Annotated in this window: 8 protein-coding genes; 7 read left to right on the top strand and 1 reads right to left on the bottom strand. The window is 63.7% G+C overall.

Annotated elements, in window-relative coordinates; translation table 11 throughout:
• Nucleotides 1-8: 8 nt before the first annotated feature.
• From NTU39_RS15915 to NTU39_RS15885, 7 genes are all read left to right on the top strand, one after another.
• The gene (locus tag NTU39_RS15915) at nt 9-1,046 is read left to right on the top strand and encodes a type II secretion system F family protein (RefSeq protein WP_257958041.1); all 1,038 of its coding nucleotides are present in this window, start codon (nt 9-11) and stop codon (nt 1,044-1,046) included.
• A gap of 2 nt (nt 1,047-1,048) precedes the next feature.
• Nucleotides 1,049-2,137, top strand: a complete 1,089-nt coding sequence (locus tag NTU39_RS15910) for a tetratricopeptide repeat protein (RefSeq protein ID WP_257958040.1) — start codon at nt 1,049-1,051, stop codon at nt 2,135-2,137.
• A gap of 34 nt (nt 2,138-2,171) precedes the next feature.
• Nucleotides 2,172-2,741 (top strand): DUF3613 domain-containing protein, encoded by a 570-nt coding sequence (locus NTU39_RS15905; RefSeq protein ID WP_257958039.1) that lies wholly within the window; start codon nt 2,172-2,174, stop codon nt 2,739-2,741.
• Between the two features lie 6 nt (nt 2,742-2,747).
• On the top strand, nt 2,748-4,856 hold the full coding sequence (locus tag NTU39_RS15900; RefSeq protein ID WP_257958038.1) for a pilus assembly protein TadG-related protein: 2,109 nt from the start codon (nt 2,748-2,750) through the stop codon (nt 4,854-4,856).
• A gap of 104 nt (nt 4,857-4,960) precedes the next feature.
• Entirely contained in the window at nt 4,961-6,367 is a 1,407-nt protein-coding gene (locus NTU39_RS15895; RefSeq protein WP_150663008.1) for a sigma 54-interacting transcriptional regulator, read from the top strand.
• 337 nt (nt 6,368-6,704) lie between these two features.
• A complete protein-coding gene (locus NTU39_RS15890) occupies nt 6,705-7,430 on the top strand; it encodes a DUF2968 domain-containing protein (RefSeq protein ID WP_150663007.1) in 726 nt (241 codons plus the stop codon).
• A gap of 458 nt (nt 7,431-7,888) precedes the next feature.
• Nucleotides 7,889-9,781, top strand: coding sequence for a potassium transporter Kup (locus NTU39_RS15885; protein WP_150663006.1), 1,893 nt, complete (start codon nt 7,889-7,891; stop codon nt 9,779-9,781).
• A 77-nt stretch (nt 9,782-9,858) separates the two neighbouring features.
• Here NTU39_RS15885 and NTU39_RS15880 read toward each other — a convergent pair whose 3' ends face one another.
• Entirely contained in the window at nt 9,859-12,213 is a 2,355-nt protein-coding gene (locus tag NTU39_RS15880; RefSeq protein WP_150663005.1) for a Tex family protein, read from the bottom strand.
• Nucleotides 12,214-12,308 lie beyond the last annotated feature (95 nt).

Here is a 12,308-nt window from a genome sequence, read left to right as displayed (position 1 = left end):
CCGCAGCCATGAACCTCTCATCGTTCTCGACCGACTCGCAAACCTGGATGATGCTTGGCCTGCTGATGGTCGCGGCAGGGCTGTTGCTCGCGGCGTCGGCGATCTTGTTGCGCGCGGTGCGGCAAGGGCGCAGCGGCCGGATGATCGATCAGGTGCTTGCAAGCCGTCAGCAGCAGGCGCTTGCGGCGTTGCGCTCGGCTACGTCTCCGACGGGGTTGCGTGCCAATGCCAATGGCGATGACGATGCGCAGGCGTCGGGCGAGGGTAAGCAGCGTGGCTGGCGCTCGCTGCTCGACCGTGCGGCGGCGCTCGGCAAGCAATGGTCGGAAACGCGCCTTGGACAGAACCTGATCGCGGCGGAAGATCGTCTGCTGCTCGCGCAATGCGGCTATGACAGCGTGCGCGCCAAGTCGCTGTTCCTGTTCGCACGCGTGGCGCTCGCGGTAGTGTTGCCGCTGATTGTCTGGTTGTGGTTTCCGGGCGGTGGCGGACTTGGCACGATCCTGCGGCTGATCGGGGCGGCAGGTGCCGGATTGCTCGCGCCGAAGTTCTATGTGCAGCGCAAGGCAGGACAACGTCGCCGCGATCTGGTGGACGAACTGCCGTTGCTCATCGACTTGTTGCGACTGCTGCAAGGCGTGGGGCTGTCGATGGACCAGAGCTTGTATGTGGTGGTGTCCGACTTCCGCGAAGTGCTGCCGATTCTGTCGAAGGAATTCGAGAACGCTAACCGCCAATATGCGTCGGGGCGTGGTCGTGAGGCGTCGATGGGGCGGCTGCGCGAGGTGTACGACAACGACGATCTGCGCGCGCTGGTGAGGCTCATCGTGCAGGTCGAACAGCATGGCGGCGCTGTGCAGGAGCCGCTGCAACAGTTCAGCGATCGCTTGCGCGAACAGCGCCGTCAGACGATGAAGGAGCGCATCGGCAAGCTTACGGTGAAGATGACGCTGGCCATGATGCTCACGCTGCTGCCAGCGCTGATGCTCGTGGTCGCCGGACCGGCGCTACTGTCGCTGACCAAATCCATGGAGGCCATGAATTGACCATGCCAATCCAGACGCGATTTCTCGCACGTGAGCAGACGCGCCATGCCGGTGCGGTCGCCGCGTCCACTGTGGCCGTTGCGCTGTGTGCTGCACTGCTGGCCGGGTGCAGCAGCGGGCCGACGATGGGGGCTTACGGCGCACCGTCGGCCGCCGCGCTGATGCAGGCGCAGCAAAACGACGAAGAGAAGGCGAAGCTTGCGAAGCCCGACACGCGTGAGTTGTATCTGTCGATGATCCGTCAGGTGCAGGATCAGGGCTCGTACTTCGCGTCGCTCGCGCACATCGAACAGTTCCGCATGCAGTTCGGCTCCGCGCCCGACGTCGACATTCTTCGTGCCGATGCCCTGCGCGAGACCGGGCAGCCCGACGCAGCGGAGCAGGCGTACCGCCAACTGCTGGGCAGCACCGAAGCCGCTGCCGCCTGGCACGGTCTGGGACTGGTGTCTGCGCAGCGCAAGGATTACGCCGGGGCCACGCAAGCGTTGCGCGAGGCGGTGTCGCGCGCGCCGACGCAAGCGTTCTATCTCAGCGATCTGGGTTTCGCGCTGCTGCGTAACGGCGAACCCGCTGCCGCGCGTGTGCCGCTGGCACAGGCGGCCGAGTTGCAGCCCGACAGTAAGAAAGTGCTCAGCAACCTGGCCGTGTATCTGCTCGTGACCGGCGATCGCTCGCGTGCCGACGCGATGATGACGAACGCCAAGATGTCGCCATCCACGCGCGAAGCCATCGACAAGCTGGCCGCCGATATCCGGGCGCAGACCAAGGCGCGCAAGCAGGCCGCAGACGCCGCCGCCGCACGCGCCGCCGCACAGGCAGCGGCAGCCATCGCGCCGCAGGCCGCACCTGTCTTGGCAACGGCTTCGGCATCGGCGGAATCTGCTGCATCGGCTCGCGTGAGCGCAAGCAGCGAGGGGCCGGTCGTGGTGCGTCTGCCGCAGGCGAGTGCGTCGAACGATGGACAGAACAAGGTGCCGTCGAAGCCATCTCAGGTCGCTTCGGCATCGGACGCCAAACTCGCGCGTGCCGGGGACGGACCGCGCAGCGACATGCCGACGTCGATGCTCGACCGGTTCGCGCATTCGCAGTAAGAACGAACGCAGCAACATCAGGGGAGACGTGAAGATGGCCATCCAGAAACTTAAGGGAACACCGGGCGTCCGTTCGCTTCGTGCGGCGCAGCTCGGGCTTGCCGTGTTCACGCTATGGGCCGGAGCTGCCGCAGCGCAAAGCAACGCACCTGTCACCGGCGCGATGGGCGGGGCGGACTCGCGCGCGGTCGCCACAACGTCCGCTGCTCCGGTAGCGCAGCAAGCGCCTGTAGCCACCAATGTGCAGCAGGCACCCGTTGCACAGAGCACGGCAGCGCCCTCGCAGCAGGCCGTCCGCATTCCGGCCAACGTCGTGCGCCGCACGTCGCCGCCGGTCGTCGGCTCGCCAGCGCGAGACGGCATGCTCGGCGACGAGACCGAAGCGTTGCTCGCCGTGCAGTCGAACAACCTTGCCGCAGGCCCGGGCTTGCCGATGCTCGGGGCGACCGCGTCGCGCGCCTACCGTCGCTATCTGGAAAGCTTCAACTACGCGATCCCGGCGTTCTTCGCCACGATGGTCCAGAGCGATAACGGCACGGGCGGTGGTGGCGGCAATGGCGGTGGCGCGTCACCGGCGGCAGCGGGGGCTGGCGCGAGCCAGTGATGTCTCATGACTCCGCGTGCGCGTGTGCGCTCAACGACTGACACGACTCGTGCAAAGCGCACGGTGTGGTTTGCCGGACGCCAGCGCGGGTCGGTGCCGATCCTCGCCTTCATTTTCCTGACGGTCGTGCTGATTCTGGCGTTCTCCATCGACGCCGGTTTCGCCTTCATGAAGCGACGCGATCTGCAACGTGCTGCCGACATGGCGGCGCTCGCCGGGGCGCAAACGCTGCCCGGCTGCGCCAACACGACCTCGTACGACACCGTCGCGCGGGCGAACGTGGCGTCGAACCTCGGCAACAACGTCACCAGTCTGACGATCGCCACGTCGTGCGGGATCTGGACGTCGCCAGCAGCCACGGCGACGACACCGGGGACATTCGTCGCCGCGACGTCGGCCAATGCGGCGAGCGGCAACGCCGTCTCTGTGACGCTCACGCTCGGGGTGCCGTCGTTCTTCCAACTGGCGGGCACGCGTACGATCTCCGCTAATGCCATCGCACGCAAGGCCCCGGCCGTGGTGACGTTTACCGTCGATTCGGGGCTGCTTGCGCTCAATGCGAATAATTCGGTCCTCGCACCGCTGCTCAATTCCGTGGGGATCTCGCCGACGCTATACGTGGGTGCGGCGCAGCAACTCGTCGGCGTGAACATCACGCCCAAGGGACTGTTGCAGGCGCTAGGTGTGCCGGTGACGGGGGACGTGAGCGTGGCGTCGCTCTCCGGGGTGGCGGCGGTGAAGAACCTCACGGTTGGCACGCTGCTGAGTGCAACGAATACGGCGCTCGCCACGCAGAACGGCGCGTTGTCGGCCTCCGTCACGGCGATGAACAACCTCATCAACGTGTTTGCCAACAGCCCGGTCCTCAATCTGCCGATCAACCTGCTTGGCTCGGCCACGACGCCAGGCATCATCGCCAACATCGATGCGGCAGGGGTGAGTGCGGCGAACGCGCTGAACGCCAACGTGGGCATCTCCGATCTGATCACGGCGGCCATCGTCGGTGGGACGGGGAACAATGCCGTTGCGATCCCCTCGCTCAATATCCTCGGCGGGACCGTGTCGGTGGTCGCGCGGGTGATCTCGCCGCCACAGATCGGCGTCGGCGGGGTCGGTGCGACGGCGACGAACGCGCAGGTGCGGCTGTTCCTGACGGTCAATTCGGCGGCGTCCAGTGCCGGTCCGCTCGCCGGGATTCTCAGTGCAGTGGGCACGCAGTTGAACCTGCCTCTTGTCCTGGAAGTCGCGCAGTCGACGGCGACCGTGACGGCGCTGCAATGCGGCGCGACGCCATCGACTACATTGCAGGTCAACTCGGGGCTGGTGAACGTTTGCGTGGGCGCGGCGGCCAGCGGCGTGAACGTTCAGACCAACCCGGCGAGCTGCACCACGCTCATGACGCAACGCACGAACATCGCGACGTTGCTCGGGCTCATCAATGTCGGGGCAAACGTCAACCTCTCGCTCGTGACCAATTCGCCCGCACCGATTACCTTCACGGGACCGTTCCCACAGAAGGTCGGGCCGATTGGGTCGAGTGTGAATCTGAGTCAGATAGTGACGGCGCTGCTCACCGGTTTGTCGCTTGACGTCAGTGCTGGCGGCACATCGACGTCCGGGACTATCGGCACCGGGCTGGTCAACAACGTGCCGTCTGCGGTCGCAGGTGCTTCGATCTCCACCGTCAACTCGTTCCTCAGTTCGGCCGCGGCCGGACTGAAGACGACGACCAACGCGCTGGGTACAACACTTGGCGGTGTGCTCACGCTCAATCTGCCGCAGGTGCTCGGCGGCGTAGGTGGGCTGGTCAACGGGCTGGTGAATACGTTGGGCGGCATCGTGAGCGGTTTGCTCGGCGGCGTCACCGATCTATTGTGCAATCTGTCCGGCAACGCCAATCAGTGTCGTATTAACGCGGTGTCGGGTTCGATTGGCACCTCCGACATCTCACCCGTGCTCGGCAGCGTGCTCTACACCTTGCTCAACCCGCTGCTCACGCCGCTGAGCAACCTGCTCAACACGCTGCTGTCGTCGCTGGGCATCACGCTAGGCATGACGACGGTGACGGTCGACAGCATCAATTGTCAGAACGGGCTTGTGCAGCTCGTGTATTAGCGAACCTATCGGAACACATCGCGACGCCCGAACCGGAGCCGGGACGGCGCACCGAAATTCACCATGACGAACGCCCGGGGGCGTTCGCCAACGAGCGGACCAGCATGAAAAGCAAGCCAGTACGTGAAGACCTCGATGTCTACGTGTGGGAAGGCAAGTCGGACATTGCCGACCGCGTGTCGCATTGCCTCGCAAGCTTCGACATGGAAGTGATTCGTGCGGACGGCGCCGACCTGTCGCGCGAGCGCACGCGTGCGCGGCCGTCCATCGCCGTGGTCAGCGTGTCGGTGATCGAAGGCGCGTCCACCAACGCAAACGAATGGCAACTCGGTCACGGCATGCCGGTGATCTGGGTGGCCACGACGCCGCGCGAGAACGACCGCAGTGTCTTTCCGCCCGAGTACAGCAACATCCTCACGCTCGACTTCTCCGGCGCGGAACTGCGCACGCTCATCTTCAAGCTCTCCGGTGCGATTGCGGAGGCTGACCGCGCGCCGGTGCCGTCCGACCCGCTCGTCGCCCAATCGAGTGCGATGCTCGGCCTGCTCGCCGAAGTGGACGCCTTCGCCGACTGCGATTCGAACGTGCTGATTCATGGCGAGACTGGCGTGGGCAAGGAGCGGATTGCACGTCTGCTGCACGACAAACAGACCCACTACGGGCAGGGGCCGTTCGTTGCCGTGAACTGCGGTGCGATTCCGGATGGCCTGTTCGAGTCGCACTTCTTCGGGCACGCCAAAGGGGCGTTCACCGGGGCGTTGTACTCGCACAAGGGGTACTTCGAGCAAGCCAACGACGGCACGCTGTTCCTCGACGAAATCGGCGATCTGCCGCTGTATCAGCAGGTCAAGCTGCTGCGGGTGCTGGAGGATAGTGCGGTGACGCGTCTGGGCTCGGCGCAGCCGGTGAAGCTCGACTTCCGGCTGGTGGCGGCGACGAACAAGAACCTGAAGTCGATGGTGCGCGACGAGTTGTTCCGCGCCGACCTGTTCTATCGTCTCGCCGTGATCGAGTTGCACATCCCCAGTCTCGAAGAGCGCGGACCGGTCGACAAGCTGGCGGTCTTCACGGCGTATCTCGGCAAGGTGGTCGGCGACAGCGAAGTCGGCGCGCAGGTGCCGCCGTGGCTGCGTGAACTGGTCGAAGGCGGCGTGTTTCCTGGCAACGTCCGCGAAATGCGCAATATCGCCGAGCGTGTCGGCATCATCTACCGGCAACTCGGGGGCTGGGACGAGCGGCGGATCCGTCCGATCTTCGATGCACTGTTGATGGGGGCGACCGGGGCAGTGCCGCGCGCCGACGATCCGGCACGCAGCGGGGCACTGGCCGACCGCGCTCGCTGGGACGCCACCGAGCGTGCGCGCATCGTGGCTGCCCTCGACGCCAACGGATGGCGACGTCAGGACACGGCGAACGCGCTGGGCATCAGCCGCAAGGTGCTGTGGGAGAAGATGCGCAAGTATCAGATCGTCGGCAACGACTCTGAGCTGGCGAGCGAATACGAGGGATAAATGAGAAAGATAAGCATGGCCCCGCGTGTTGCGTGGGGAATGCCTCAATCGCACCTTGAATGACGGGATTTTTCTGACATTCGGCTTCTCCTGACCGGAAGTCTCGCACCCCTTCAGTTGCGCAGTATCAACAGATGAAATCGCGGGGGCACAATAACGCATTCCCCGCTTGGAAGAGCGCGCCTCAATGGATAGAATTGTCGGCTATTGCGGGCATGCGGTTATCATTCCACAAATACGCAGGTCCCAGATCCTCGGGACGGAGTCCGGGGTGGCGATTGAATGCGACGAATAAGGGCCGTAAAACGGTCCGGTCGATAACAGGAAAACAGATCAGATGAAAATCAGTGATTGCCGGGGGCGGTTGTGGTTGGGCGTGGGGGTGGCATGCCTGGCAGCCTGGGGAACTTCAGCGATGGCTGCCGATGCGGTGCGCGACGTAACGGGTGCAACGCCTGCACAACTGGCAGCTCCGGCAGTGCCTGCGCAATCGGCCACGGCACCCGCCGCAGCCTCGGGCACGATTCAGGAACTGCGCGATCGCATCCAGAACAAGGAAGTGACCGAACTGCGCACGACCTATAACGGCCGCTACGGCGCGAGCCTGTTGTTCTATCCGCAGACGCTGGGCTACTACGTCGCCCTGTTCCACGAAGGCCAGTTCTGGCGCGTGGTCAAGGTGAGCAACGAGAAGAAGGCTGAATCGCTGTACGCCGACTTCGTTCATCAGACGCAGGTGCTTGCCGACGTCGAAATCAACCGCATCAAGCTCGAAGCGCAGAAGGCGATGATCGAGCGTCAGCTGGCCGAGAGCGAAACCCGCCTGAACGCCGTGCAGAACGACCTCAGCATCCAGCGTCAGCAAGAACAGGCACTGGCGCAGAATCAGCAGGCTGTGCGTGAGCAGGCCGCTGCGCTGGAAACCGAACGTAGCGCTGCGCGCATTCGCCTGACGGACGTTCAGGGTCAGATCCGCTCGCTGGAAGCGCAGCAGAACACGGTCGACTCGGACCTCGTGCGCTCGGTCAAGGGCTCGACCAAGAAGACCACGCGTCGTCGCTGATCGATGCCGCACCTGCGATTCGCTGGAGGATGCCTCCGGCGTCTCAGGATGTGAGAAAGCCGCCTTCGGGCGGCTTTTTTCATGGGCGCGTCAAACACCGGGTGTCACGCTCTCGGCGGGCGAGGTGAACGGCAGAGTGGTCAACAAAACGGACGCGCAGGCGGCTGTCGCTACACGCAATTGCCGGGACTGTCGACACACGAATCGCGCATGTCTGGCATATGTCGCGCATTTGCAACTCGAAAAGCGGTGCCGCACCGGCGATCCTGTGTGCGCCCATGTCGGGCAAAACCCTTGCCGCACGGGACTGGTCACGGCGCGCGGCTCGTCATATCCTAGCGAGGCATGTCATGTAACAGGTCCGGCGCTCAGCATCTGCCCGGACTGGCGAGGGAACCGGCGCCCAGTTAGAATAGCGCCCATTTTGTGCAGCGCAATAAAGCGATTACCCAAACCTTATGACGCAAAACATTCGACACGGGCAGCGCCCTCAGGCCATGCCCGCGCTCATGGTGGCGGCCATCGGCGTGGTCTTCGGCGATATCGGCACCAGCCCGCTCTATGCGCTCAAGGAATGTTTCGATCCGCAGCACGGCATTCCGTTTAATCAGCAAGCCGTGTTCGGCATCATCTCGCTGTTGTTCTGGGCGCTGGTGATCGTTGTTTCCCTGAAGTACGTGTTGTTCGTGATGCGCGCCGATAACCGCGGTGAAGGTGGCGTGCTGGCGCTCATGGCGCTCAGCCTGCGCAGCGTGCGGGCGGGGAGCAAATGGGCGACGGTGCTCATGATGCTGGGGATGTTCGGTGCCTGCATGTTCTATGGGGATGCCGTCATCACACCAGCCATCTCCGTGATGTCGGCGGTGGAAGGGTTGGAGATCGCAGCGCCCTCGCTCTCGCGCTTCGTGCTGCCGATTACCATCGTCATCCTGATCATTCTGTTCTCGATGCAGAAATCGGGGACTGCGAAGGTCGGCCGTCTGTTCGGCCCCGTCATGGTGGTCTGGTTCGTGATTCTCGGCGTGCTCGGCGTGTACAACATGGTGCTCGCGCCGGAGATCGTCAAAGCGATCAATCCCTACTACGGCATCCATTTCATCCGCACGCACGCGCTGCAAGCGTACATCGTGCTCGGCTCGGTGTTCCTGGTGCTGACCGGTGCAGAGGCCCTGTATGCGGACATGGGCCACTTCGGCATCCGTCCGATTCGTTTCGCGTGGTCGTTCCTCGTCTTCCCGGCACTGGCGCTGAACTACTTCGGTCAGGGCGCGTTGCTGCTGTCGAACCCGAAGGCCATCGAGAACCCGTTCTTCCTGCTTGCGCCGGACTGGGCGCTGCTGCCGCTGGTGATCGTGGCGACGGCGGCAACCGTCATCGCGTCGCAGGCTGTGATCTCGGGGGCGTTCTCGCTCACCAGTCAGGCGATTCAGCTCGGCTATGTGCCGCGCATGAAGATTCTGCATACGTCGGATCGCGAGATCGGTCAGATCTACATGCCGGTCATCAACTGGTCGCTGCTGCTGGTCATCATCTGGATCGTGCTGGCATTCAAGTCGTCGAGCAATCTGGCGGCTGCGTACGGGATTGCCGTGACGACGACGATGGTCATTACGACGATTCTCGCGTGCGTGGTCATGGTCAAGGTCTGGAACTGGAACAAGTTCCTCGTGGCGCTCATCATCACAGGCTTCCTTGTCGTCGACTTCGCGTTCTTCGGCGCGAACCTGATCAAGGTCGAAGAGGGCGGTTGGTTGCCGCTGGCGCTTGGCGCATTCCTGTTCTTCATGCTGATGACGTGGCACAAAGGCCGTCAGTTGCTGCGCGAGCGCACGGCCGCCGACGGGATTCCGCTAGGTCCGTTTCTGCAAGGTCTGCTGGCACACCCGCCGCATCGCGTGGCTGGCACCGCCATTTATCTGACGGGTGGCAACACGCTGGTCCCGGTGAGCCTGCTGCACAACCTGAAGCACAACCGCATCCTGCATGAACGTACGATCTTCCTGACGTTCCGCACGCTCGACGTGCCTTACGCGGAAGACAGCAGTCGTATCGAGGTCAAGGACCATACCGGCGGTTTGTATAGCGTGGTCGCGACGTTCGGCTTCAATGAGACGCCGGACGTCAAGGAAGTGCTGCATCTGCTCGAGGAGAAGACGGACATGCACTTCGAGTTGATGGACACGTCGTTCTTCCTGGCGCGCGAGACGGTCGTTCCGACCAAGCTGCCGGGGATGTCGATCTGGCGCGAACGTCTGTTTGCCTGGATGCACCAGAACGCCGCCAAGCCGACGGACTTCTTCAGTATTCCCGCCAACCGCGTGGTTGAACTGGGGACGAAGATCGAAATTTGACGGTTAGTCGAAGGATCAGACGTAAAAAAGCCCGCTCGATTTGAGCGGGCTTTTTCTTTATGACGCTGTCGTTGCGATCAGCGCTTGAGCTTGGCGAAAGCGGCTGCCATGGCGTTGACCGTTTCCGGCTCGCGCTGACGGCCACCGCCGCTGTTGCCGCCACGGTGACCGCCACCGCCGGTGCCGCGTCCACCTGCGCTACCACCGCCGCTGCTCGGGCGATCGCTCGCACCGGCCACCGGCAGATCGTCGTTCAGACGCATGGTGAGCGAAATACGCTGACGGCGCGGATCGACTTCGAGCACCTTGACCTTCACGATATCGCCAGCCTTCACGACTTCGTGCGGGTCCTTGATGAACTTCGTCGACATGGCGGAGACGTGGACCAGACCGTCCTGATGCACGCCGATATCGATGAACGCACCGAAGGCGGCCACGTTCGTGACCACGCCTTCGAGCTGCATGCCCGGCTTCAGGTCGGTCAGCTTCTCGACGCCGTCCTGGAACGTCGCGGTTTTGAACTCGGGGCGCGGGTCGCGACCCGGCTTTTCGAGTTCGGTCAGGATGTCCTTGACCGTCGGCAGGCCGAAACGCTCATCGACGAATTCCGTCGGCGACACGCTGCGCACGACCGAACCGTTGCCCATCACATCGCCAATGGTCTTTTTGATCTTGGCGAGAATGCGCTCGACGACCGGATACGCTTCCGGGTGAACCGACGAACGATCCAGCGGATTGTCGCCGCCGTTCACGCGCAGGAAGCCCGCGGCCTGTTCGAACGTCTTGTCGCCCAGACGCGGCACCTTTTTGAGCGCTTCACGATTGGCGAACGGGCCGTTGCTGTCGCGGAAGTCCACGATGTTCTTCGCGAGCGTGCTGTTCAGTCCCGACACGCGCGCGAGCAGCGGGGCCGATGCCGTGTTGACGTCCACGCCCACGGCGTTCACGCAATCCTCGACGACGGCGTCCAGCATACGTGCCAGTTCGCGCTGGTTCACGTCGTGCTGATACTGGCCCACGCCGATGGCCTTCGGCTCGATCTTGACGAGTTCGGCCAGCGGATCTTGCAGACGGCGGGCAATCGAGACGGCACCGCGCAGCGACACGTCCAGTTCCGGGAATTCCTTCGCCGCGAATTCGGAGGCCGAGTACACCGAAGCGCCGGCTTCCGACACTACGATCTTTTGCAGCTTCAGTTCGGGATGGCGCTTGATCAGTTCGAGCGCGAGCTTGTCCGTCTCGCGCGAGGCGGTGCCGTTGCCGATGCTGACGAGTTGCGCGCCGGTCGCGGCGGCAATCTTCGACAGGCGGGCGAGCGAGCCGTCCCAGTCGCGGCGCGGTTCGTGCGGATAGATCGTGTCGGTGCCGAGCAGCTTGCCGGTCGCATCGACCACGGCCACCTTCACGCCGGTACGCAGACCCGGGTCCAGACCGATCACGCCCTTCGGACCGGCGGGCGCGGCGAGCAGCAGCGCCTTGAGGTTGCGGGCGAACACACGAATGGCTTCGCTCTCGGCGCTTTCACGAATCTGCGTGAGCAGTTCCGACTCGAGGTGCGGCTGCACCTTCACGCGCCAGCTCCAGCGGCAGACGTCGCCCAGCCACTTGTCGGCTGCGCGGTTCTGCTGGCGAATGCCGAAATGACCGGCGATCACGCCTTCGCACGGATGCGGGACCTGCGCGTCGAGTTCTTCGCCAAGGCCCAGCTTGACCATCAGAATGCCGAGGTTGCGACCGCGGAAGAGGGCGAGCGCACGGTGCGACGGCACCGCAGCGAGCGGTTCGGCGTAGTCGTAGTAATCGCGGAATTTCTCGCCTTCCTCGCTTTCCTTGCCTTCGACGACCTTTGACGACACCACGCCCTGATTCCAGAGGTAGTCGCGCAGCTTGCCGAGGAGTTCGGCGGTTTCGCCGAACTGTTCCGACAGGATGTCGCGCGCGCCATCGAGGGCAGCCTTCACGTCGGCCACGCCCTTCTCGGCGTCGACGAACTTGGCGGCTTCGACTTGCGGGTCGAGCGTCGGATCGGCGAGCAGGGCCTGCGCGAGGGGCTCGAGGCCAGCTTCGCGGGCAATCTGCGCGCGGGTGCGGCGCTTTTGCTTGTAAGGGAGGTAAAGGTCTTCGAGCGTCTGCTTCGTTTCCGCCGCCACGATGGCGGTGCGCAGTTCGTCGGTCAGCTTGCCTTGCTCTTCGATGCTCGCGAGAATCGCGCCGCGGCGGTCTTCCAGTTCGCGCAGATACAGCAGGCGCTCTTCCAGATTACGCAGTTGCGTGTCGTCGAGGTTATCGGTCACTTCCTTACGATAGCGAGCGATGAAGGGCACGGTGGCGCCTTCGTCCAGCAGTTGCACGGCGGCGGCGACCTGACGCGGCTGCACGTTAAGTTCGTCGGCAATGCGTTGAACGATCTGAAGGGCTACGTTTTGCGTCATGAGTGTTGCGAGTTACCCAAGTGCCAGGAGCGGGGCATTTTGCCATAAACCGCGGGCGCGTCCGGGCAGGCAATGCTAAAATTTGGCATGACTCC

The sequence above is a fragment of the Pandoraea commovens genome (assembly GCF_024704525.1).
Lineage (GTDB): Bacteria > Pseudomonadota > Gammaproteobacteria > Burkholderiales > Burkholderiaceae > Pandoraea > Pandoraea commovens.
The sequence above is the reverse complement of the archived record's forward strand: the minus strand, read 5'-3'. Positions and strand labels throughout refer to the sequence as shown.